This window comes from Microbacterium gubbeenense DSM 15944 (assembly GCF_000422745.1).
In the GTDB taxonomy this organism is placed as follows: domain Bacteria; phylum Actinomycetota; class Actinomycetes; order Actinomycetales; family Microbacteriaceae; genus Microbacterium; species Microbacterium gubbeenense.
Genome location: NZ_AUGQ01000028.1, coordinates 1 through 21,475 on the forward strand (window position 1 = coordinate 1; position 21,475 = coordinate 21,475).

General features: G+C 69.0%; 23 protein-coding genes and 1 tRNA gene. 13 read left to right on the forward strand and 11 right to left on the reverse strand.

Annotation, left to right across the window (positions count from 1 at the left end):
* Positions 1-637: 637 nt before the first annotated feature.
* On the forward strand, positions 638-940 hold the full coding sequence (locus tag G510_RS0111945; RefSeq protein WP_157560594.1) for a hypothetical protein: 303 nt from the start codon (positions 638-640) through the stop codon (positions 938-940).
* Between the two features lie 235 nt (positions 941-1,175).
* On the opposite strand, the gene G510_RS16735 is transcribed toward G510_RS0111945, so the two are convergent.
* From G510_RS16735 to G510_RS16740, 3 genes are all read right to left on the reverse strand, one after another.
* Positions 1,176-2,204 carry a tyrosine-type recombinase/integrase gene (locus G510_RS16735; protein ID WP_245563345.1) on the reverse strand — a complete coding sequence of 343 codons (1,029 nt, stop codon included), beginning with the start codon at positions 2,202-2,204 and terminating at the stop codon, positions 1,176-1,178.
* A gap of 292 nt (positions 2,205-2,496) precedes the next feature.
* Positions 2,497-3,057, reverse strand: coding sequence for a thioesterase family protein (locus G510_RS0111960; protein WP_029153814.1), 561 nt, complete (start codon positions 3,055-3,057; stop codon positions 2,497-2,499).
* A gap of 43 nt (positions 3,058-3,100) precedes the next feature.
* Positions 3,101-3,703 (reverse strand): rhomboid family intramembrane serine protease, encoded by a 603-nt coding sequence (locus G510_RS16740; RefSeq protein WP_051216725.1) that lies wholly within the window; start codon positions 3,701-3,703, stop codon positions 3,101-3,103.
* A gap of 74 nt (positions 3,704-3,777) precedes the next feature.
* Here G510_RS16740 and G510_RS0111970 point away from each other — a divergent pair, with 74 nt between their 5' ends.
* Positions 3,778-4,422 carry an SDR family oxidoreductase gene (locus G510_RS0111970; RefSeq protein ID WP_029153815.1) on the forward strand — a complete coding sequence of 215 codons (645 nt, stop codon included), beginning with the start codon at positions 3,778-3,780 and terminating at the stop codon, positions 4,420-4,422.
* Positions 4,423-4,470: 48 nt separating this feature from the next.
* Positions 4,471-4,543, forward strand: a tRNA-Lys gene (locus G510_RS0111975).
* Positions 4,544-4,594: 51 nt separating this feature from the next.
* On the opposite strand, the gene G510_RS0111980 is transcribed toward G510_RS0111975, so the two are convergent.
* Positions 4,595-5,371 (reverse strand): sulfite exporter TauE/SafE family protein, encoded by a 777-nt coding sequence (locus G510_RS0111980; RefSeq protein WP_029153816.1) that lies wholly within the window; start codon positions 5,369-5,371, stop codon positions 4,595-4,597.
* Positions 5,372-5,544: 173 nt separating this feature from the next.
* On the opposite strand from G510_RS0111980, the gene G510_RS0111985 reads away from it, so the two are divergent.
* Genes G510_RS0111985 through G510_RS0111995 form a run of 3 tightly spaced genes read left to right on the forward strand, consistent with a single transcriptional unit; the run spans position 5,545 to position 8,470 of the window.
* Positions 5,545-6,636: a FecCD family ABC transporter permease gene (locus G510_RS0111985; protein WP_029153817.1), complete on the forward strand. Its 1,092-nt coding sequence runs from the start codon at positions 5,545-5,547 to the stop codon at positions 6,634-6,636.
* Positions 6,633-7,445 (forward strand): heme ABC transporter ATP-binding protein, encoded by an 813-nt coding sequence (locus G510_RS16745; RefSeq protein WP_211219191.1) that lies wholly within the window; start codon positions 6,633-6,635, stop codon positions 7,443-7,445. The genes G510_RS0111985 and G510_RS16745 overlap by 4 nt, the downstream gene beginning before the upstream one ends.
* On the forward strand, positions 7,442-8,470 hold the full coding sequence (locus tag G510_RS0111995) for an ABC transporter substrate-binding protein (protein ID WP_029153818.1): 1,029 nt from the start codon (positions 7,442-7,444) through the stop codon (positions 8,468-8,470). Before G510_RS16745 ends, G510_RS0111995 begins: the two co-directional genes overlap by 4 nt.
* A gap of 28 nt (positions 8,471-8,498) precedes the next feature.
* Here G510_RS0111995 and G510_RS0112000 read toward each other — a convergent pair whose 3' ends face one another.
* Positions 8,499-8,972 (reverse strand): tRNA (cytidine(34)-2'-O)-methyltransferase, encoded by a 474-nt coding sequence (locus G510_RS0112000; protein WP_029153819.1) that lies wholly within the window; start codon positions 8,970-8,972, stop codon positions 8,499-8,501.
* 91 nt (positions 8,973-9,063) lie between these two features.
* Here G510_RS0112000 and G510_RS0112005 point away from each other — a divergent pair, with 91 nt between their 5' ends.
* The 5 genes from G510_RS0112005 to G510_RS0112025 all read left to right on the forward strand — a co-directional run bounded on the left by G510_RS0112005 (position 9,064) and on the right by G510_RS0112025 (position 13,806).
* The gene (locus G510_RS0112005) at positions 9,064-9,708 is read left to right on the forward strand and encodes a GntR family transcriptional regulator (protein ID WP_245563343.1); all 645 of its coding nucleotides are present in this window, start codon (positions 9,064-9,066) and stop codon (positions 9,706-9,708) included.
* Positions 9,709-9,813: 105 nt separating this feature from the next.
* Positions 9,814-10,773 (forward strand): tripartite tricarboxylate transporter substrate binding protein, encoded by a 960-nt coding sequence (locus tag G510_RS0112010; protein ID WP_029153821.1) that lies wholly within the window; start codon positions 9,814-9,816, stop codon positions 10,771-10,773.
* The gene (locus G510_RS16750) at positions 10,770-11,297 is read left to right on the forward strand and encodes a tripartite tricarboxylate transporter TctB family protein (protein ID WP_051216726.1); all 528 of its coding nucleotides are present in this window, start codon (positions 10,770-10,772) and stop codon (positions 11,295-11,297) included. Before G510_RS0112010 ends, G510_RS16750 begins: the two co-directional genes overlap by 4 nt.
* Positions 11,294-12,940 (forward strand): tripartite tricarboxylate transporter permease, encoded by a 1,647-nt coding sequence (locus tag G510_RS0112020; RefSeq protein WP_029153822.1) that lies wholly within the window; start codon positions 11,294-11,296, stop codon positions 12,938-12,940. The genes G510_RS16750 and G510_RS0112020 overlap by 4 nt, the downstream gene beginning before the upstream one ends.
* Positions 12,937-13,806, forward strand: coding sequence for a dihydrodipicolinate synthase family protein (locus tag G510_RS0112025; protein ID WP_029153823.1), 870 nt, complete (start codon positions 12,937-12,939; stop codon positions 13,804-13,806). Before G510_RS0112020 ends, G510_RS0112025 begins: the two co-directional genes overlap by 4 nt.
* Positions 13,807-13,814: 8 nt before the next feature.
* Here G510_RS0112025 and G510_RS0112030 read toward each other — a convergent pair whose 3' ends face one another.
* The 6 genes from G510_RS0112030 to deoC all read right to left on the reverse strand — a co-directional run bounded on the left by G510_RS0112030 (position 13,815) and on the right by deoC (position 19,777).
* Positions 13,815-14,612 (reverse strand): ABC transporter ATP-binding protein, encoded by a 798-nt coding sequence (locus G510_RS0112030; protein ID WP_029153824.1) that lies wholly within the window; start codon positions 14,610-14,612, stop codon positions 13,815-13,817.
* Positions 14,613-14,702: 90 nt separating this feature from the next.
* Positions 14,703-15,800: a Gfo/Idh/MocA family protein gene (locus tag G510_RS0112035; RefSeq protein ID WP_029153825.1), complete on the reverse strand. Its 1,098-nt coding sequence runs from the start codon at positions 15,798-15,800 to the stop codon at positions 14,703-14,705.
* The gene (locus G510_RS0112040; RefSeq protein ID WP_029153826.1) at positions 15,773-16,480 is read right to left on the reverse strand and encodes a ThuA domain-containing protein; all 708 of its coding nucleotides are present in this window, start codon (positions 16,478-16,480) and stop codon (positions 15,773-15,775) included. The genes G510_RS0112035 and G510_RS0112040 overlap by 28 nt, the downstream gene beginning before the upstream one ends.
* Before the next feature lie 72 nt (positions 16,481-16,552).
* Positions 16,553-17,407, reverse strand: a complete 855-nt coding sequence (locus tag G510_RS0112045; protein ID WP_029153827.1) for an aldehyde dehydrogenase family protein — start codon at positions 17,405-17,407, stop codon at positions 16,553-16,555.
* The gene (locus G510_RS0112050; protein ID WP_029153828.1) at positions 17,404-18,843 is read right to left on the reverse strand and encodes an aldehyde dehydrogenase family protein; all 1,440 of its coding nucleotides are present in this window, start codon (positions 18,841-18,843) and stop codon (positions 17,404-17,406) included. The genes G510_RS0112045 and G510_RS0112050 overlap by 4 nt, the downstream gene beginning before the upstream one ends.
* A 10-nt stretch (positions 18,844-18,853) precedes the next feature.
* Positions 18,854-19,777: a deoxyribose-phosphate aldolase gene (deoC, locus tag G510_RS0112055; RefSeq protein ID WP_425411297.1), complete on the reverse strand. Its 924-nt coding sequence runs from the start codon at positions 19,775-19,777 to the stop codon at positions 18,854-18,856.
* 220 nt (positions 19,778-19,997) lie between these two features.
* On the opposite strand from deoC, the gene G510_RS16755 reads away from it, so the two are divergent.
* Positions 19,998-21,224, forward strand: coding sequence for an MFS transporter (locus G510_RS16755; RefSeq protein ID WP_211219193.1), 1,227 nt, complete (start codon positions 19,998-20,000; stop codon positions 21,222-21,224).
* Between the two features lie 43 nt (positions 21,225-21,267).
* On the forward strand, positions 21,268-21,475 hold a 208-nt coding region (locus G510_RS19125; protein ID WP_029153830.1), incomplete at its 3' end, for a transposase family protein.

Consider the following 21,475-nt stretch of genomic DNA (forward strand, 5'->3'; position numbering starts at 1 on the left):
CGCAGCTGCGGCAGAACGGGTCGCGATCGGTGACGCGGCACTCCAGGGTCGCGCCAGCGTGCATGAGCGTGAGGCCCGTGACGGTGAGGCCGTGGTCGTCGAGGGCGGTGAACACAGTCAGATCGGGGTCGCCGAAGGTAGCGTGGTGCACGTCGAGGTCTTCCGGATGGTGAGCTTAGGAACTTCCATCCTCGGGAGGCCTCGACCTCTCTCACGGGACCGCCACGCGCACGTCCTCCCGGACGGGCACTACACGCTCAAATGCGAAGAGCCCCTTTGAAGTTGTTGGATGGCGTCGTCCAGTCCCGAACCATGAAGTGTACGGAGGCTGGGACAACGGCAAGGGTCTTATCAACTGGCACACGCTTGGGAAGTACGGAAACTTGGGATTTCACTGCCTGACTGGGGCATGCGGTACACGCGACATGAACATCAGTCAGCGATACTGAGTCTCATGAGTGATGCCGTAAGGGACAGTGCACGACTATATTTGGGGTTCTACGCAGGCTGCCTGCTCGGGCTCTTGCCGGGGGCAGCCTTGGTAGGCGCGCTAACCTCGCCTCGAGGGCCGCAGGAATGGGCTGTCGTCGCAGGAGGGGCGTTGGCCGGGGGGGCAGCGTTTGTTACGGTCGCCGCCGTGTGCGGCTACTTCCCGGCGCGAAAGTTTGCTTCCAAGTCGGGCCTAGCCACCGCTCAGAAGATCACGAGAATTTCAGTTGTAGCGCTGGCTGTCGGCCTCGTGATGGCGATAGTGGTCGGCATCATCACTCACCAGTTCGTCCTGGGTTTTTGGATGGTCACGATCTGCCTCGTGTGGTGCCTGTTGCCCGGCGTCGGGTTGGCGTGGTTGCTTTCGCGAAGTGCGGTGGCTCAGTATTCTGTGATTGGGGGCGTCGCAGTGCTCGCCGTCATTGGCATGTGCTTCGCGTTGCTGGGGTAGTCCTACCTCAGCGCAGGATTCGTCCGAGAGATGTCAATGCTTGTCGTGGCAGTCCACTCAGATGCGTGCGGTTCCTGTAAAGGACCTGATGCGCAGCGGACGGGCCAGCATGCCGCGCTGTCCAATGGTCTGGACTCGCGTTAATGATACTTCGCCGGGACAGCTGGCAGATCAGTAGGAGGCCCGGACGGTGTTCCCGCTCTTGTCGTGAGAGGGGCACCGTCCGGGCCTCTTCTCACGCCGCGAGCGGTAGCGTCGTCGCGTGCCGAAGTGTAGCGATTCCGGCGCGGAGTTGTTCGTCATCGACGGCGGTATAAATCGCAGTCGTCGCGGGTGACTCATGCCGCATGAGCTGTTGCACTACGCGGAGATTCACGCCCGCGCGCACGAGCTCGGTGCCATAGGAATGGCGAAGCTGGTGCGGCTTGCCGTCGAGGCCGACACGGAGCATTGAATGTCGGATGGCGCTCGAGACTGCGTGCGGCCCAACGGGGCCCGACCGCGCGGGGGAGGGGAACCAGTAGTCGTCGCGCGGATAGTCGCGGGCCTCGACGATGAGGCGATCGTGCAGGGGGAGACGCGCGGTCTTGCCACCCTTGCCGGTGATGACGATGCTGTCGTTGAACCAGTCGAGGTCGCGACCGTGGATTTTCGCCATCTCGTGCACGCGTAGACCGGCATAGGTGGCGAGCAGGATATATGTGCGCGTGACGCGCTTGCGGGCACCGCGAATCATGGCTTCAATGAGCGTCGGATCGACCGGTCGCGGCAGGTTCTTCGGCCGCTTCGGCGACGGCACCTGATCGATCGGGTCGTCGAGCCGGACGTTGGTGCGTTTCATCCACACCGTGAACGCGCGGATCGACGTGTAGTAGGTCGCGCGCGACGCGGGGGACATTTCCCGGCGGAGGTAGGCGATGATGTGCTCGCCTTGCAATGTGAGGGGCGTGCATTTCGTGCGCCTCATGAGGCTCGAGACGGTGGATAGGCGTTCCGTGATCGTGCGGACAGAGAGCCCTTGGGCTTCCTGCCACGCGCGCCACGCTTCGAGTACGTGCATGGTGCTTCCTGGGTTGAGCGCTGTTCCTCCGATCACTCGGAGGGGTGTCCGTCCCATATGCCCAGTCATGACGTTCTCGGGGTGTTTCGATTCGACAACATGTGTCAGATAGAGGTCGGTGTATCCGAGGGGGTGGCGCGCGGGGGCCAGGTGGACCGCGAGCATCCGAGCGCTGCTGCGTAGGAACGGTGGCAGTGCCCGCACCAACGAGGCTCGGCGTTGCCATCGTCGGGTTGTATGGCGTGGAAGTCGCCGCGCTTGACGGCGAAGACGCGATCGCTCATCGTCGGCCGCCGATCGAAATCACCGGCGCAACCGTAGCGGTCGCACGCAGGGGCGTTACCGGCGCAATCTTCTCGCGCTCAGGCGCATCCTCGGCCGCCCGCGCAGCGAATCGTGCCACTTGTAATGAATAGGTCGTCGGTTCGATTCCGACAGGTGGCTCCGACAGAAAGCCCCGTTCGAACTGAACGGGGCTTTCGTCGTGTGTGTCGCATCACTCCCACACGCTGGGCGCTTCGGCGCGGGCGGCCGGCAGGCGCACGTGCTCGGCCCATTCGTGCACCCACGCGTCGACCTCGGGCATGTCGCCCTCGAGGCCGACCGCCGCGAACAGCTCGTCGTGGGGCACGGATCCGCCGCTGCGGCGCAGGATGCGCGCGCGGATGATCGCGCGGGCGTAGATCTCGCCGTCGACGACCGCGCGGTGCTCCATGTAGACCGCACGATCGTCGCGGCCGATCCAGCGCGTCTCGACGTCGAACCTCTGGAAGAGCTCGAGCGACTTGCGGAACGTGATCGTCTCGCTGGCGACGACGGCGTACCAGCCGTGGTCGCGGAACGCATCGCCGAGGCCGGTGCGCGTCGTCATGTCCCACCGCCCGAGGTCGAACAGCGACAGGTAGCGCCCGTTGTTCATGTGGCGCAGCACATCGATGTCGGTCGGCAGCGTCGTCAGTCGGATCCTGCTCACGGCGTCGAGGGGGAGCGTGCCCTCGCGCCGACGGATCCGCTTCGCGCGGAGCATGACGAGGAGGGTGCGCCAGATAACGTTCACGAGAGGCGACGCTATCGGATTCGTGCGTCGGATCCCGAAAGGGTTATCGGGATCCGACAACTCGTCTCGGGCGCAGCGCGAGCGCAGCGGCGCCGCCGCCGACGGCGCCGAACAGGTGGGCCTGCCAGGAGACGCCCGCGGCGGCCGCGAAGATGCCCGTGAGCATGGCGGCGCCGTACACGACGCCGACGCCGATCGCGATGACGGCGTACAGGATCCCGTGACCGAGCGAGGGGGCGACGAAGGCCCGCACCAGCAGATATCCGAAGTATCCGAACACCAGCCCGGATGCGCCGACCGTGATGGTTCCGGGGGAGTTCGCCACCCAGGTTCCGGCGCCGCCGATCACGGCCGCGATCGCTGTGACGCCCCAGAAGCGCCGCACGCCGTCGAAGCAGACGAGCACCCCGAGCACGGCGAACGGCACCGAGTTCGACATGAGATGGGTCCAGCTCGCGTGGAGGAGCGGTGCGAACACGAGGCCGTCGAGGCCGCCGAGGCGCCACGACTCGATGCCGAGCCAGGCATTGAAGCTTCCGGGGAGGATCACATCGAGGAGGCGGACGGCCCACATGAGGGCGAGAAGCGCGAGCGGCTGCAGCACACGGCTGAGCAGCGGCCGGCGCGCGTCGGGCGATGCGATCATGCGAACAGTCTTCCACCGAGCCGAGTGCCCTGGGGGCGGCTAGCGTGGAGAACACGCCAACGGAAGGAATCCCCATGTCGAGCGTTCTCATCATCGGCGGTCACGGCAAGGTCGCGCTCCGCCTCGCCCCGATCCTCACCTCTCGCGGTGATGCGGTCACGAGCATCATCCGCAACCCGGAGCACACCGATGACGTCTCCCGAACGGGCGCCACAGCACGCGTGGCCGATGTCTCGAGCCTCGATGAGGAGTCGCTGGTCGATCTCTTCCGCGGGCACGACGCGATCGTCTGGTCGGCGGGAGCCGGCGGCGGCGATCCCGAGCGCACGTATGCGGTCGACCGCGACGCGGCGATCCGTTCGATGAGCGCGGCCGCCACGGCGGGCGTGAGCCGCTACGTGATGGTGTCGTACATCGGGTCGCGTCGCGACCACGGGGTGGCGCAGGACGACCCGTTCTTCGCGTACGCCGAGGCGAAGTCGATCGCCGACGAGCACCTGCGCGGCACCGATCTCGAGTGGACGATCCTCGCTCCCGGTCCGCTCACGCTCCAGGAACCGACCGGTCTCATCTCGGTCGCGGACCCCGGCGACGGCCGTGTCACGCGCGCCGATGTCGCCGCCGTCGCGGCAGCGACGCTCGCGGATCCATCGACGATCCGCCGCACGATTCCGTTCGGCAACGGCGAGACGCCGATCGCCGAGGCGATCCGCGCCTGAGCGCGGCTCGGAGCGCATCACGAGGTCGCGTCCCCTAAGCTGGTGGGCGGGCCTATAGCTCAGTTGGCAGAGCATCGGACTTTTAATCCGCGGGTCGCGGGTTCGAACCCCGCTGGGCCCACCCTTCGCCCCCTTCCTTCGGGAAGGGGGCGTTTTTCATCTCCGCCGAGCCTCAGCGCAGCATCAGATACGGTACGAGCGCCAGAAGCACGACGACGAGGCCGTACGTCAGCCCGCGCGTCGGCACGGAGTGAGCGATGCGCCACCCGATCACGACGCCGATGACTTCGGGGATCCCGACGAGCAGCGCCAGCGGCCAGTCGATCGCGTCGAGCGAGGCATAGCCGATGCTGCCCACGAGCGCGATGATGACGCTCTGCGCCTGCGACGCGGCGAGCGCCGGGAGCAGCGGCACGCCGATGGCGACCAGCACGGGAACCGCGATCATCGGACCGCCGACACCGAACAGCCCGCTGACGATGGAGATTCCGAGGCCCAGAGCGATGAGCAGGGGAAGCGAGCGACGTGGGCGCGTTCGAGGCGGTCCGCCGGCGCGTGCGAGCCGGCGGTCATAGCGATCCCGATACAGCACGAGAAGGGCGACGATCGCGATGAAGCCCCCGAGCAGCGGTCCGAAGTATCCGCCCGGGAGCACCGTGTTGAGGAGCACGCCCGCCAGCGTGCCGGCGACGGCCGAGGCGGCCAGCACGGTCGACATGCGTCGGGTGGCCGGATCGCGCAGCTGGCCGGAGCGCAGGTAGACCGCCGTTCCCATCAGGCCGGTCGCGACGTGCGTGACGATCGCGGTTCCCGCGACCGCGCTGGGCGACAGGTCCGTGAGGGCGAAGAGGCCGATCGTGACGATCACGCCGCCGGGTCCCAGGGCGGCGATTCCGATGCCGCCGACGAGGCCGATGAGCACCAGCGAGTGCCAGACGAGATCGCCCACGCGCGACCTCCGATGTCGTTGGCAAGCAAAGGCACCATTTTATCGAGAGCGGGCGCCGAAAGCCGCCGCGACGGCGGAGCGCCGCGACCACAGTCGACTTGATAACGATTATCAACTGCGAGTAGGGTGGGTGCGTTCCCCTCCCCGCAGAAACCGACCAGAGGACGTTCGCTGTGCTCGTTGCCGCCACCGAATCCGAGGCGTCGCGGCCCGCGCCCGGAGCCGGCGTCCGATCCTCTCGCCGGCGCCGACGCGCGAGCATCCTGTTCGCCCTCGCGGTCGCCACCGCTGCGGTGTTCGTCGTCTCGCTCGGTCTGGGGCCGGTCCCGATCGCGCCGGGCGACATCATCAGGGTTCTCGTCCGTGCGCTCGGGGGTGACGCGGACACGGTGGAGAACGGCCTCGTCATCATGCAGTTGAGACTGCCCCGAGCGCTGCTCGCGCTGCTCGCGGGTGCCGGACTCGCTGTGGCCGGAGCAGCCATGCAGGCGTACTTCCGCAACCCGCTCGCAGAACCCGGCGTGACGGGCGTCGCGAGCGGCGCGGCGGTGGGAGCCGTGACGGTGATCGTGCTCGGGGTGAGCGCCATCGGCGCCTGGGCGCTGCCGGTCGCCGCCTTCGTCGGCGCCGTGACGGTGCTCGTCGTGATTCAGCTCATCGTGCTCGCGTCGCGCGATCGCAGCCCTGTCACCGTGCTGCTGCTCTGGATCGCGATGAACGCGTTCTGCGGGGCGGTCACCGGGGCGATCGTCGCGAACGCCGAAGACTCGCAGACCGTGCGCGGTGCCCTGTTCTGGCTGCAGGGCGACCTGACGTCGGCCAGTTGGAGTGATCTCGCGCTGGTCGCGGTGCCCGCCGTGCTGGGGATCGCCTGCCTGAGTGGCATGACCCGCGAGCTGAACGCGCTGCTGCTGGGAGACGAGACGGCAGAATCGATGGGGGTGAGCGTGACCCGGGTGAGGGTCGCCCTGCTGGTGCTGAGCGCGGTGATCGTCGGCAGCGTCGTCGCCGTCACGGGCGTGATCGGCTTCGTCGGCCTCGTCGCTCCGCACGCCGTGCGCCTGATGCTCGGATCGGACCACCGCTTCCTGCTGCCCGGTGCGGCGATGCTCGGCGGGATATTCCTCGTCATGGCCGACACCGTGGCGCGCCTGGCACCCGGCGGCGGCGCATGGCAGACCGGGATCGTCACGGCGCTCGTGGGCGCCCCCGTGTTCGTCGTGCTCGTGCTGCGCACGCGCGACGTCGCGAGGCGGGCCGCGTGAGCCTCGTCGCCCGCGACCTCGGCGTGGAGCTCGACCGCCGCCGCGTGCTCTCCGGAGTGTCCGTCGAGGTGCGTTCCGGAGAGGTGCTCGGGCTGATCGGGCCGAACGGCGCGGGCAAGAGTACGCTGCTGCGGGCCCTCGGCGGGCTCGTGCGGCCCACGACCGGCGAGGTCGCCATCGACGGATCCCGACTGACATCGCTGCGGCCGCGGGAGCGGGCCGCGCTGGTCGCCTACGTCGCGCAGGACACCGCGGCCGCGGCCGACGTCACGGCCGCCGAGCTCGTGCGGATGGGTCGATACGCGCACCGACGCCGGCTGTCCCGCTCGGATGCCGCCGAAGAGGAGATCGTCCGAGACGCGCTGGAAGCGGTGGGCGTCGCGCACCTGGCCGAGCGTGCCGTGCCGTCGCTGTCGGGCGGAGAGCGGCAGCTCGTGCAGATCGCGCGTGCGCTGGCGCAGCGCGCGGGAACGCTGCTGCTCGATGAACCGACCTCGGCGCTCGATGTGCGCCACCAGCTGCGCGTGTTCGAGATCCTCCGCGCCCGCGCCGATGCCGGTGTCAGCGTCGCCGTCGTGCTGCACGATCTCAACGATGCCTCCCGCTACTGCGACCGGCTCGCCGTGCTCCACGACGGGCGCCTCGTCGCACACGGCACCCCCGAGAGCGTCCTCACCCCACAGCGGATCGCCGACGTCTACCGCATCATGGCCACGGTCGATGCCGACGCCTTCGGCTATCCGCACATCCACCCGACCGCCGCGCACCGCATGCCCCGTTCGGCGGCGCTGACAGGAAGAGCCCCATGACCGCATACTCGACCGCACCGCTTCCCTCCTCGTCGAGGCGTCGTCCGATCCGAGCCGCGATCGGCGGCCTCCTCGCACTGGGTCTCGGCCTTGCGGGCTGCTCGGCGGGCACGGCCGGCGCAGAACCGACGCGCGTCGCCGCTCCGGCTGCCTTCCCCGTCGAGATCGACGAACCGGGGGCCGCGGAGGCCGTGGTGATCGAGGAGGAGCCGAACCGGATCACAGTGCTCTCCCCGGACGCGGCGATCGCGCTGCACGAGATCGGCGCGACCGAGCGTGTGATCGCGATCCCCGACGCGGCGACGAGCGCGACGCTGAACCCGCACGCCGAGCAGATGGCCGACGTGGAGCATGTCATCGGCGGGCATACGAGCCCCGAGCCGGAGCAGGTGCTCGCCTGGGATCCCGACCTCGTCGTCGTCACGGCGCGGCACACCGGCGAGCAGGACGCATCCGAGCGCCTGAGCGCCGCCGGCGTGCCCGTGCTCACCCTGATGAACGGCTGGTCCACGTCCGACGCGGTCGCCGAGAACATCGAGATCCTCGGGCGGGCGACGGGCCTGAGCGACGCGGCCGACGCGCTCGCCGACGAGATCGTCGGGGGAGTGGCGGACATCCGGGAGCGCGCAGAGGGTGCGGGGGAGCAGCCCACCGTGGCGATCCTGAGCAATCAGGCTCAGACCCCGTTCATCAACGCCGGGTCGTCGCTCGTTGCAGACATCGTCGCGAACGGCGGCGGGGCGAGCGCGGCCGCGCAGATCGGGATCGACAAGACCATGCCCGTTCAGCCCGAGCAGTTGGTCGCGATGGATCCCGACTGCATCATGCTGGTCGACGTCACGGGCAAGGGCGAGGCATCGTTCGACGAGCTCCTCGCTCACCCGGCCATCGCCGCGCTGCCCGCGGTGGCGGACGACCGCGTGGCGCTGTTCCCGGGCCGGCAGATGTACGGTCTCGCGGGCCGCGAGGTGGTCTCGGCGAGCGAGCGCGTGCTCGAGTGGCTGCATCCCGATCTCGCGGAATGACCGCTGTCGCGCGCCGCTCCGACTCGGTTCAGACCCCGCCCGCGTACCCGTTCTGGCGCCACGCCTCGTACGTTGCGATGGCTGCGGAGTTCGAAAGATTGAGCGACCGCACGTCGGGGCGCATCGGGATCCGCAGACGATCCGTGACGCGCGGATCCGTCAGCGCCTCGTCGGGCAGTCCCGTCGGCTCGGGCCCGAACAGCAGCGCGTCGCCCGGCTCGTAGGCGACGTCGGCGAACGAGCGCGACGCGTGACCGGTGAACGCGTAGATCCGTCCGGAGCCGTGCTCGGCGAGATGCGCGCACACCGCATCGAAGTCGGGGTGCACGATCACGTGCGCGAGGTCGTGATAATCGAGCCCCGCCCGGCGCAGGTGCGCATCGGAGAGGTCGAACCCGAGGGGCTCGACGAGGTGCAGCGTGTTGCCGGTGATCGCCGACATTCGGATCGCGTTTCCCGTGTTCGGCGGGATGCGGGGCTCGTAGAAGACGATGTGGAACACGTTCTCGAGCGTAGTGCGAACGGGCCCCGTGCCCGCTGGATGTACTCTGTTGACAGTTGACGACAGACGGAGGGCCAGGATGCGAGACAGCGTGAGGCGCGGAGCGGCGCTCGGCGAGCAGGTGGCCGACATCATCCGGCGGCGCATCGTGCACGGCGAGCTCGTGCAGGGCGATCGTCTCACGGAAGAGGGAGTGGCGGAGGAGTTCGGCGTGAGCCGCGGGCCCGTGCGCGACGCCGTCTCGCAGCTGGTGTACGAGGGGCTGGTGGAGCTGCGCCGCCCGCGGGGGATCTACATCAAGGGGCTCTCGGGGGAGGACATCGAGCAGCTGTACAGCCTGCGCACCGCACTCGAGCAGCTCGCCGTCGCGCGGGCGATGGGCGCGGGGGACGAGAGCTGGAAGCCGGCGGAAGAGCTGGTCGAGCGCATGGCGCTGGCAGCCGAATCGGGCGATCACGGCGCGTTCTATCGCGCCGACGTGGCATTCCACTCGATGTTCTACGAGCTCGCCGACCACCCGCGGCTGCTCGCGACGTGGCGCCAGTACGAGCCGACGTTCACCGCTCTGCTCGACGTGACGATCAACCATGACGAGGATCTGCACGAATCCGCGCAGTCGCATCGTGCGCTGTACGAGCTCATCCGGTCGGGCGACGCCGATGCCGTCGCGCGCGAGCTCGACGACCATCTGCGGCGCGCCGAGGAGCGCATGCACCTCGAGCTCGACGCGCGCTGACGGGCCGCGCGTCGTCAGGATCCCGTCGCCCCGTTGACTGTTAACAGTAAACGTGTCATGATCTTCTGACCCAAGAGCAAGACCCTGCGCATTGAAGGAGCAAAGATGCCCCGTTACTCCCGACTCGTCGCCAGCCTCGCGGCCGCCGGCCTCGGCGCCACCGTGCTTGCGGCATGCACGCCGGTGGAATCCGGCGACGGATCCGACTTCCCGAACGACGACATCCGGCTGATCATCCAGGCCGACGCGGGCGGCGGATCCGACCTCTCGTCGCGCGCGCTCGCCGTCGAGCTCGAGAAGAGCCTCGACGTCAGCGTCATCCCCGAGAACATGCCCGGCGCCTCCGGCGCCAAGGCGATGGAGTACATCGCCGCACAGGATCCCGACGGATACACGATCGGCTTCGCGCCCGTCGAGATCGCCATGCTGAACACCACGCAGAACGCCGACGTGCTGCCCGAGAACTACGACTTCCTCGGGCAGATCATGAACGCGCCGGGCGTGATCGCGGTGGGGGCGTCGAGCGGGATCGACACTCTCGACGACCTGATCGAGAAGGCGGAGGCCGGCGAGGTCACGATCTCGAACTCCGGCGCCGGATCCATCTGGGAGGCCGCGTCGCTCGGGCTCGCGGATGCCGCGGGCGTCGAGATCACCCCGGTACCGTACGACGGCGGCGCTCCCGCCGTCAGCGCCGCCGCGTCCGGCGAGACCGTCGCCTCGGTGTCGGGCGTCGGTGAGGCGATCGCGCAGAAGGACTCGGTCAAGATCCTCGCAGTCATGGACGAGGAGAGGCACCCCGAGCTGCCCGACGTGCCGACCGTGAACGAGGAGCTCGGCACCGACGACGTCGTCTTCGGCGGATGGGGCGGGATCTACGCACCCGCCGGACTGCCCGACGGCGTGCACGACAAGCTCGAGGAGGCGGTCAAGGCCGCCGTCGAGAGCGACTCGTACACGTCGTTCCAGGAGGACGCCGGAAACCTCGTCGTGTACCGCTCCGCCGACGAGCACCAGGCGTTCGTCGAGGAGCAGTTCGACCGGTTCAAGGAGCTGCTCGGTTGACCGCTGACGACACCACCGAGGCGGGCGAGGCGACCTCGCCCCGCCCGTCTCGGGCTCTCGAGATCATCGCGGCGGCGATCGCCACCGCGTTCATGGCGGGCTACCTCGTCATGGCGACCCAGATCCCGCTCCGCACGGAGGGCGTCGGCGCCGCGATGACCGCTCGCACGTGGCCGAGCGTGCTCGGCGTCAGCGGGCTGATCGTCGCGATCATCCTGCTCGTCGTGGCCGTGACGCGGCCGGTTCCGGTGCGCTCCGATATCGAGCGCATCTCCGCGGGCGGGCCGCTGCGCGTCGTGCTGACGATCGTCATCTCGGCCGTATTCGTCGCCCTGTGGAGCGTGCAGTCGATCATTATGGCCGGCTACCGCATCCAGCTGTTCCCGATCGTCGCGGCGCTGTACCTCTTCGCGCTGCTGTGGGTCTACGGCCACCGCGGATGGATCGGGCTCATCGCCTACCCGGTGGGCCTGACGGCCTTCATCTACATCCTGTTCGGAATCGTCCTGAGGATCCCGCTATGAGCGCACTTCTCGACGGCCTCGGCGCGCTCGCCGACGTCTCCGTCGTCCTCTACATGATCGTCGGGCTCGCGCTCGGTTTCCTCGTCGGGGCCTTCCCCGGGATCACCGCGACGATGGCCGTCGCGCTCGCCGCAGGCTTCACCATGACGCTCGAGCCGGTGCAGGGCCTCGCGGTGCTGCTCACGATCTACGTCGCGGCGAACTTCGGCGACCGCGTGCCGTCGATCCTCGTCAACACACCGGGCACGCCCGCATCGGTGGCCACGACCTTCGACGGCTATCCCATGGCGAAACAGGGGCGCGCGGGCCTCGCGCTGACGATATCGGCCATCGTGAGCGCCGTCGGCATCCTCGCCTCGGTGGTGCTGTTCGCCGCGCTCGCGGTGCCGGTCGCGACCCTCGCACGCAACTACTTCCGGTCGCCCGAGCTGTTCTCGCTCGTCGTCTTCGGCATCGCGATCATGATCGGCATCTCGTCGAAGTCGATGCTCAAGGGCATCCTCGCGGGCGTGATCGGCCTGATGCTCGGCACCGTCGGCCTCTACAGCGCGACGAACGACCAGCGCTTCACGTTCGGCCTGCTCGACCTCGTCGACGGCCTCGACTTCATCGCGGTCATCATCGGACTGTTCGGCATCGCCGAACTGCTCGACCAGTTGCTCACGCACCGCCAGAGCACGGTGCGTCCCATCTCGGCGCTCGGACGATGGCTGCCCAATCGCACGGAGCTCAAGCAGTCGGGCCGCGCCGTCGCCGTATCCGGCGCGGTCGGTCTCGGCGTGGGACTCATCCCGGCCGCCGGCGGCGACATCGCCGGACTCATCGGATGGGATCGCGCACGATCCGTCTCCAAGCACCCGGAGAAGTTCGGCAAGGGATCCATCGAGGGCATCGCCGCCTCGGACACCGCGTCGAGCGCGACGCTCGGCGGATCCCTCACCACGACGATGGCGCTCGGGATCCCGGGCGACTCGGTGATGGCCGTGATGATCGGCTCGATGATCATCTGGGGCATCACCCCCGGCCCGACGCTGTTCACCGAGCGACCTGACCTCGTGGTGTCAATCTCCGGCATCATGATCGTCGCGACGCTGCTCGCGCTGGCGCTCAGCCTCGTGCGCATGAAGGGCGTCGTGAAGCTGCTCGATCTGCCGCGCCCGTACCTGTGGAGCGGGATCCTCATCTTCTGCGTCATCGGAACGTACGCGACGTCGAACAGCATCTCGACGGTGGTCCAGATGCTGGTGTTCGGCGTAATCGGGCTCGGCCTCAAGCGCCTCGAGATTCCGGCGGGACCGATCGTTCTCGGCCTGATCCTCGGTCCGCTCGCCGAGGAGAACCTCGCTCGTACTCTGCAGATCCTGCCGACGCAGCCGTTCTTCTCAGTCGTCAGCCCGATCGCGATCGTTCTCCTCGTGCTCGCGGTGCTGTCGATCGTGATCCCGGCGGTGCGGAACGCGCGCAAGCCGAAGGAAAAGCGCGGCTCCTTCGCCGACTCGGTGCTCAGCGAGGAGACCTTCGCCGACATCGAGCAGGCTCACGACGAGCTGCGCGACGAGCCCGGCATGCTCACATCCACAATCCCGAGCGACGAGGCGCGACCTGCCCGCCGTTCACGCAAGAAGAAGGGCACTGAGAAGTGACCAGGCGAGACATCCTCACAGCAATTCCCACCGCGTTCGCACACGACGGCTCGCTCGATCTCGAGGGATGCCGCGCGATCTTCCGCTACGTGGCGACATCAGGAAACGAGGGCGCGTTCGTGCTCGGCACGACCGGTGAGTTCCCGGCCATCGACGACGCAGAGTTCCGTGACGTCGTCGAGGCCGCGCTCACCGAGCTCAGCGGCGTGACCCGTGTCGTCGTCCACGTCGGCGCACCGAGCGCGTTCGAGGCAGCGCGGCGAGTGCGCACCGCTCGCGCTCTCGGCGCCCGCGAGTTCGCGGCGCTCACGCCGTACTACTTCGAGTCCTCCGACGAGGCGCTCTACTCGTACTATCAGACGCTGTCGGAGGCCGTCGGCGACGGCGAGCTCTACGTCTACAACTACCCGAAGCGCTCCGGCAACCACGTCTCGCCCGAGCTTCTCGCCCGGATCGCAGAGCTGCCGAACGTCGTGGGCGTGAAAGCGAGCGAGCTGACCCTCGACCAGATCGCCGCGTACCGTGAGGTCGCGCCCGAGGGATTCGTCGTCTACACGGGCGCCGACCGCGATCTCGTCGCTGCGGGGGAGCGGGGTGCGGACGGCGTGGTCTCTGGAGTTTCCTCGGTGCTCCCGAAGCCGTTCCGCGAACTCGCGGCGGCGGCGGACTCCGGGGACGCGGCGCGGATCTCCGCCGCACAGGCCGACGTCGATGACGTCGTCGCCATCATCGGTGGGGACATGCCCCGCATGCGGGCGGCGCTGCGCCACATGCGCGTCGTCGACGCGCACTCGCGCATGGCCCTCGACGAACCGGATGCCGCGGCGCTCTCCGAGATCGCGCGCGTCTGCGACGCGTACGCCTGACGAGGTCCTCAGGCCACCGGCACCGCGCGCCGGGCCCGGGCCGACCAGCGGCCATCGCGCAGCTCGATGTCGATCGGGTAGGCGAAGGCACGGGTGACGAGCGCGGTCGTGAGCACGTCCGGCGCGAGCCCGGCGGCGAGCACGCGGCCCTCCTTGATGAGCATGGCGTGCGTCGTCGAGGCCGGAAGCTCCTCGAGGTGGTGCGTGACGAGCACAGTCGCAAGGCCCGGGTGCGTCGTGTGCAGGTGGTCGACGGTCTCGAGGAACTGCTCGCGCGCCGCCACGTCGAGACCGGTCGAGGGCTCGTCGAGCAGCAGCAGGGGCGGATCCGTCAGCAGTGCGCGGGCGATCAGCGCCCGGCCGCGCTCGCCCTGCGACATCGTCGGCCACCGGGCCGATTCCTTGCCGCCGAGGCCGAGCATGTCGATGAGTTCGTCGGCGCGCGCCACGAGCTCGGGGGTGGGCTCCCACCGGTTCATCCGCTCGTTCGTTCCGGTTGCGCCCGTGAGCACGACATCGCGGATCGACAGCGCCGCTGAGACCGTATGCCGCGGATTGACGTGGCCGATCGACTCGCGAAGCTTGCGGATCTCGACGCGGCCGAGCTGCTCGCCGAGCACGAATACGGATCCCCTCGTCGGGTGCTCCTGCGCCCCGCACATGCTGAGCAAGGTCGATTTGCCGGCCCCGTTCGCGCCGATGAGCGCCCAGTGCTCGCCCGCGTTCACCGTCATGTCGATGCCCGAGAGGATCTCCCGCCCGGATCGCACGACATCCACCGACTCCAGGCGCAGGATCTCCGACACGTCATTCCTCCATCTCGCGGTCGCCGAGCGCCTGAGAATTCGTCGGCGACCTGACCGATCCAGCTTATTCGTCAGGCGCTCGGCAACATCTCAGGCGCTCGGCGAAGCCCCGCACCACTCGCGCTTGCTCGTGAGCGGCACCAGCTCCGGGCGCTCGGCCGTGGTCGTAAGGTCGATCCGCCGGCCCTCGCGCGCCGAGCGCATCAGCTCGGTCATGATCTCGAGCACGTGCAGCGCGAGCTGCCCAGATGCCCGACGATGGCCGCGCGCGAAGTCGATCACGCCGATGCCGCGCCCCGCCGACTCGTACCCGGCGCTCGGCGGCACGAGCGTCCAACCGGATCCGCCCTGCGCGTGCACGCGCACGTCGCCATCGAAGGTGTTCGGGTCGGGCACCGACATCGAGCCCGTCTCGCCGTGCACCTCGATCGGGGCGGCATCCGTGGCGACGCCATCGAAGCTGAACGTCACGGTCGACACGGCGCCGCCCAGGTGCTCGAGCGACCCCGTGATGTGCGTGTCGACCTCGACGGGGATCCGCTCGCCCGCCCGCGGACCCGACGCGATGATCCGCGTATCCCGCGAGCGCGACGAGGAGCCCGTCACGCGCACGACCGGACCGAGCAGGTGCACGAGCGAGGTGAGGTAGTACGGGCCCATGTCGAGCAGCGGGCCGCCGCCCTGGCGATAGTAGAAGTCTGGGTGCGGGTGCCAGCGCTCGTGGCCCGACGATGTCCATGTCGCCGTCGCGGCGACCGGGCGCCCGATGCCGCCCTCGTCGACGACCCGCCGCGCGGTCTGCACGCCGGTTCCGAGCACGGTGTCGGGCGCGCCGCCCGCCCACGCGGATCCGGCGGCCGCCATGATCCGTTCGGCGTCCGAGAACATCACCGCGAACGGCTTCTCTCCGTAGACGTTCTTGCCGCCCGCGAGCGCCGCCAGCGCGATCCCCGCGTGCGCGGCGGGGATCGTGAGGTTCAGGATCGTCTCGACAAACGGATCCGCCATCAAGCGGTCGACGGACAGCGCGCGGCATCCGTCGATCTCGCGCGCGACGCTCTCCGCGCGGGCGGCATCGAGGTCCGCGACCGCGACGATCCTGACGCCCGGATGAGACGCCAGCGTCTCGAGGTACTGCTTCGAGATGACCCCGAGGCCCACTATTCCGATTCGGTGCGGCTCGCCCACAGCAGGCCCCTCTCGATGACGGTTCGGATCTGTTCGTTCTGCAGCACGTCGACGCTGTGTCCGGGGGTGGCGACGAAGACCCGGCCGTGTCCCCACTGGCGCGTCCACACGGCGGGCGTGGTGATGGCGCGGTGCCACGGGTGGTGCGCCTGCGCCGGGTGCGTCGTCGTCGCGAGCACGTCGTTCAGGCCGTCGGTGAGCACCCAGTACTGCTCGGTCTCGAGCCGGATGTCGCCGATCCCGGAGGTGATCTCGTGCCCGCGCCCGAGGTCGGTGATCTCGATCATGTGCGGCAGGAAGTTGTCGGAGGGCCCGCCTGTGGCGACGGACGGATCCTTCGACGGGTGCGCCGCGAACTGCCCGCCGATCAGCTGCAGGTAGTCGGAGCTGCCGCGGTACGAGTCGGCGATGCCGCCGTGCCATCCCGCGAGGCCCGTGCCGTTCGCGACGGCGGCCCGCAGCCCGTCGGTCGCGCCGCGGCTGATCTCCGACATCGTCACGCACTGCAGAACGAGGTCGGTCGCCGTCATGAGATCGGCGTCAGCGTAGACCTCGCCCGATTCCTCGACGCGCACCTCGAAGCCGGATCGCTCGAGGAAGGGCAGGAACAGGTCGGTCGTTTCGGTGGGGCTATGCCCCTCCCAACCGCCTCGAACGACGAGAGCGCGGCGTGCGGGCATGGCTCAGTCCTTCCGGGACAGCTAATTTGGTGGCAGTGACAACAATGCCACGCCGTGCCCCGGAACGCGACCTCAGATCAGCGACTTCGTGTGCCACACCGTCTTCGTCTCGGTGAACGCGGCGATCTTCTGCAGCGATCCGTCGAGGTCGTCGGACGGCCTGACGACCCGCTTGATCGTTTCGGCCGCTGCCGCTTCGAGCGGAATCCAGTCGATGGATCCCGCACCCGTGAGGTCGAGCGCGTCGACGTCGGCGTGGCTCGCGAGCCACGGGCCGAGCTCGGCCGGAGACCCGGTGAGGATGTTCACGACCCCGCCCGGCACGTCGCTCGTCGCGAGCACCTCGGCGAACGAGATCGCGGGCAGCGGAGCGCTCTCGTGCGAGACGACCACGACAGTGTTGCCCGAGACGATCGCCGGCGCGACGACGGCCACGAGGCCGAGCAGGCTGTCGGATTCCTGCGGGGCGATCTGCGCGACCACGCCGGTCGGCTCGGGAACCGACAGGTTGAAGTACGGGCCGGCCACGGGGTTGGCGCTGCCGAGCACCTGGGCGTACTTGTCCGCCCATCCGGCGTACCAGACCCACAGGTCGATCGCGCGATCGACCTGTGATGCCGCCGCGCTCGCGGATGCGCCTTCGAGCTGCCGGATCTCGTCGACGAACTGCGCCCGTCGACCCTCGAGCATCTCGGCGATGCGGTAGAGCACCTGCACGCGGTTGTACGAGGTCGCGCCCGACCAGCCGCCCACGGCGGATCTGGCGGCGACGACCGCATCGCGGGCGTCCTTGCGCGAAGACTGGGCTGCGTTCGCCACGAAATCCCCCTTTGCTGCGGTCACACGGTAGGTGCGACCGGACTCGCTGCGGGGGAACTTCCCGCCGATGAACAGCTTGTAGGTCTTGGGGATCTGGAGCCGGGTCATTTCTTCTCCTCCGTGAGGTAGGACAGCAGCCCGGGTCGGCCGCCCTCGCGGCCATAGCCCGACTCGCGGTATCCGCCGAACGGCGACGTCGGATCGAACTTGTTGAAGGTGTTCGTCCACACCACGCCCGCGCGCAGCTTGTCGGCGACCGACAGCACTCGGGATCCCTTGTCGCTCCAGACACCGGCCGACAGGCCATACGGCGTGTTATTGGCCTTCGCGATCGCCTCGGCCGGCGTGCGGAATGTCATCACGCTCAACACGGGGCCGAAGATCTCCTCGCGGGCGACGCGGTGGCTCGTCGACACACCCGTGAGCAGGGTGGGGCGGAACCAGAAGCCCTCGTCGGGCAGGCTGCACTCGGGGGCCCACGAGACGGCGCCCTCGTTGACTCCGGCCGCTGTGAGCTCCTCGATGCGCGCGAGCTGGGCCGCGGAGTTGATCGCGCCGATGTCGGTGTTCTTATCGAGCGGATCCCCGACGCGAAGCGTCTCCATGCGCCGCTTCAGCCGCTCGACGAATTCGTCGTGCGCCGACTCCTGGATCAGCAGGCGCGATCCCGCGCAGCAGACCTGGCCCTGGTTGAAGAAGATGCCGTTCACGACGCCCTCGACGGCCTGATCGATCGGGGCGTCGTCGAAGACGATGTTCGCGCCCTTGCCGCCGAGCTCGAGCGTGAGCTTCTTCCTCGTTCCCGCGGCGGAGCGCGCGATGGAGCGGCCGACGGCGGTCGATCCGGTGAACGCGACCTTGTCGACGTCGTCGTGCTCGACGAGCGCCTTTCCGGTCTCGCCCGCGCCGGCGATGATGTTCACGACGCCGGCGGGAAGATCCGCCTGCTGCACGATCTCGGCGAACAGCATTGCGGTCAGCGGCGTCGTCTGGGCGGGCTTCAGCACGACCGTGTTGCCGGCGGCGAGGGCCGGCGCGATCTTCCACGCCAGCATCATGAGCGGGAAGTTCCACGGGATCACCTGGGCGGCAACGCCGACAGAGCGCGGGTGCTTCAGCCCCGCGTACTCGAGCTTGTCGGCCCAGCCGGCGTAGTAGAAGAACCACGCGGCCGCGGTCGGCACGTCGAAGTCGCGCGTCTCCTTGATCGGCTTGCCGTTGTCGAGGCTCTCGGCGACGGCCAGCTCGCGGGAGCGCTCCTGCACGATCCGGGCGATGCGGAAGAGGTACTTCGCGCGCTCGGCGCCCGGCATCCTCGACCACACCTTGTCGTAGGCGCGGCGCGCGGACGCGACGGCGGCGTCGACGTCGGCGGCGTCGGCCGTCGCGAACGCGGCGATGCGCGATCCGTCGGCGGGCGAGATCGAATCGAGCGGATCCCCGTGGCCGTCGGTGAACTCGCCGCCGACGAACAGACCGTACGAGTCTCGGAGGCTCAGGATCGCCCGCGATTCGGGGGCCGGGGCGTATTCGAGAAATGACATGTCGGTTCCCTTAATCGATGGTCACGTACTGGCCGGCCGAGTAGTGGCCCGAGGCCATCTTCTGGCGCTGCAGCAGAACGTCGTTGGTGAGGCTCGAGGCGCCGAAGCGGAACAGGCTCGGCGTGAGCCAGTCCTCGCCGACGGTCTCGGCGACGGTGACGAGGTAGCGAATCGCGTCCTTCGACGCGCGGATCCCGCCCGCCGGCTTCACGCCGATGTCCTCGCCCGTCAGGCGCTTCCAGTCGCGCACGACCTCGAGCATCGACAGGGTGACGGGAAGCGTCGCGGCGGGGGAGACCTTGCCGGTGGAGGTCTTGATGAAGTCGCCCCCCGCGAGGATCGCGAGCCACGATGCGCGCCGCACGTTGTCGTACGTGTTCAGCTCGCCTGTCTCGAGGATCACCTTGAGGTGAGCGTGCGATCCGTCGGGGCGGCGGCACGCCTCCTTCACCGCGACGATCTGGTCGAACACCTGGCCATAGCGCCCTGAGAGGAACGCACCGCGGTCGATGACCATGTCGATCTCGTCTGCGCCGGCGGCAACGGCGTCGCGCGTGTCGGCGAGCTTCACCTCGAGCGACGCGCGCCCGCTCGGGAAAGCGGTCGCGACGGCGGCGACCTGGATCTCGCCGTGCGCGGATCCGAGCGCCTCGACGGCGGTTCCGACCATGTCGCCGTACACGCACACGGCCGCGACGCGCGGGCAGGTCGGGTCCGCGGGATCCGGAACGAGCGCCTTGCCGACGAGCGAGCGCACCTTGCCCGGGGTGTCGGCACCCTCGAGGGTCGTGAGGTCGATGAGCGAGAGAATCTTGTCGAGCGCCCATGCCTTGGACTCGGTCTTGATGGAGCGCGTCGCGAGGCTCGCGGCCCGCGCCTCGAGCCCCACCGCATCGACGCCCGGCAGGCCGTGCAGGAAGCGCGTGAGGTTCATCTCGTCGGCGGCACCGCCGAGAACGCTGCGCGCGCTCGCGCGGAGAACCGGCTGAGCGACCGAGGTCGCCTGTTCGGCCTTGTTCGACATGGGCTGTCCTTCCGACGAGACCTGCGATGCGGAGATCGCCTCGCACACGAGCTTACTGTCGCGCGCCCGAAGAATCAGGAGAAGGATCCGCGCTCCCCGCGCGCGGGCCCGGACGCGAGACAATGGCATGATGCCTCAGATCGAATCTTCCCGCGGATCCGTGTGGCGCGCGCCGGGAATGGCGCCGCTGCTCGCGATGTCCGCGCTCGGATTCGCCGGCTTCGCCCTGCTGCTGCCGACCGCGCCGCTGTGGGCGCGGCACATCGGCGCGGACGAGGGCGGCGCGGGCCTCGTCAACGCTGTGCTCATGCTCGCCACGGTGCTCGTGCAGACGACGGTCCCGTGGGCCCTGCGCACGATCGGGTGGCGGCTCGTGCTTTCCGCCGGCATGCTCCTGCTCGGCCTGCCGTCGATGCTGCTGATCTTCACCGATGAGCTGTGGCAGGTGCTCGCCGTCTCGGCCGTGCGCGGGGCCGGTTTCGCGGCGCTCACGGTCTGCGGCGCGAGCGCGGTGGCGCACCTCGTGCCCCGGTCGCACAGCGGCCGCGCCGTCGGCGTGTATGGCCTGTCGATCGCGCTGCCGCAGTTCCTGCTGACCCCGACGTCGGCATGGATCGCCGAATCGGTCGATTTCCGCGTCGTGTTCGTTCTCGGATGCCTGCCCGCGCTCGCGGTGCCCTTCGCCATCGCGCTCGGCGCGCGGATCGGCCGGGCCGGCGGCGAGGACGAGCCGGAGGACGCGGGCCCGGGCGGGGGCCGAGTGTTCCTCGCGCTCGCGCTGCCGGCGCTCGTGCTGCTCGCGATCACGACGCCGGGCGGGGCGGTCATCTCGTTCGCCCCGCAGCTCGGCTTCGGGCCGTTCGCGGTGATCATCGCGCTCTTCGCACTCACGGGGGTCGCGGCGTTCTCGCGCTTCATCGCCGGCGGGCTCGCCGACCGCTACGGGCCGCACCGCTTCATCCCGCCCCTGCTCGGGACGGGCGCCGTCGGGCTCGGCCTCGTCGCTTGGGCCACGATCGCGCCCGCCGACAGCGCCCTCGTGCTCGTGGCTGGCGCGATGCTCACCGGCATCGCCTACGGCGCGCTGCAGAACCTGACGCTGGTGATCTCGTTCGCGGCGGTGCCGATCCGCATGCGGAACATCGCCAGCACGACCTGGAACATGGGCTTCGACACCGGAACGGGGCTCGGATCCCTCGTGGTCGGCTTCATCGCCGCCGGCACGAGCTTCGCCGTCGGTTTCTCTGTGACGGCCGCGTTCTGTGCGGTGGTCGGGGCGCTATACCGGCTCTTCCCGGTTCGTGGTGATGGGGAGCGTCGCGTCGTTGACGTAGAACGGCTCGTGGTCCTGCTGTGATGGGTGTTGTCAAGACATCCGAATCTCAGAGGACCACGAGCCTGTGCACGAGAGTACTGGTTCGCAGCGTGATGCTGCGAGCACGATCTTCAACTTGCCCAATTACCGCGTCATCGATGCCGTCGACCTGCCCGACGGGGGCCGGCGGGTGGTGATCGCCTCGACCGTCCCGCCGGGCTGTCCGTCCTGCGGCGTGCTGGCGACGAAGGTCCATTCCCGCCGGTCACAGCAGGTCCGGGACGTTCCCGTCG

Excerpts from the sequence above, each read along its gene's own strand:
- G510_RS0112010 (WP_029153821.1), top strand. The coding sequence starts at position 9,814 with ATGCCCCGTTACTCCCGACTCGTCGCCAGCCTCGCGGCCGCCGGCCTC.
- G510_RS0112040 (WP_029153826.1), bottom strand. The coding sequence starts at position 16,480 with ATGCCCGCACGCCGCGCTCTCGTCGTTCGAGGCGGTTGGGAGGGGCAT.
- G510_RS0112020 (WP_029153822.1), top strand. The coding sequence starts at position 11,294 with ATGAGCGCACTTCTCGACGGCCTCGGCGCGCTCGCCGACGTCTCCGTC.
- G510_RS0111995 (WP_029153818.1), top strand. The coding sequence starts at position 7,442 with ATGACCGCATACTCGACCGCACCGCTTCCCTCCTCGTCGAGGCGTCGT.
- G510_RS16740 (WP_051216725.1), bottom strand. The coding sequence starts at position 3,703 with ATGATCGCATCGCCCGACGCGCGCCGGCCGCTGCTCAGCCGTGTGCTG.
- G510_RS16755 (WP_211219193.1), top strand. The coding sequence starts at position 19,998 with ATGCCTCAGATCGAATCTTCCCGCGGATCCGTGTGGCGCGCGCCGGGA.
- G510_RS0111970 (WP_029153815.1), top strand. The coding sequence starts at position 3,778 with ATGTCGAGCGTTCTCATCATCGGCGGTCACGGCAAGGTCGCGCTCCGC.
- G510_RS0112050 (WP_029153828.1), bottom strand. The coding sequence starts at position 18,843 with ATGTCATTTCTCGAATACGCCCCGGCCCCCGAATCGCGGGCGATCCTG.
- G510_RS0112045 (WP_029153827.1), bottom strand. The coding sequence starts at position 17,407 with ATGACCCGGCTCCAGATCCCCAAGACCTACAAGCTGTTCATCGGCGGG.
- deoC (WP_425411297.1), bottom strand. The coding sequence starts at position 19,777 with ATGAACCTCACGCGCTTCCTGCACGGCCTGCCGGGCGTCGATGCGGTG.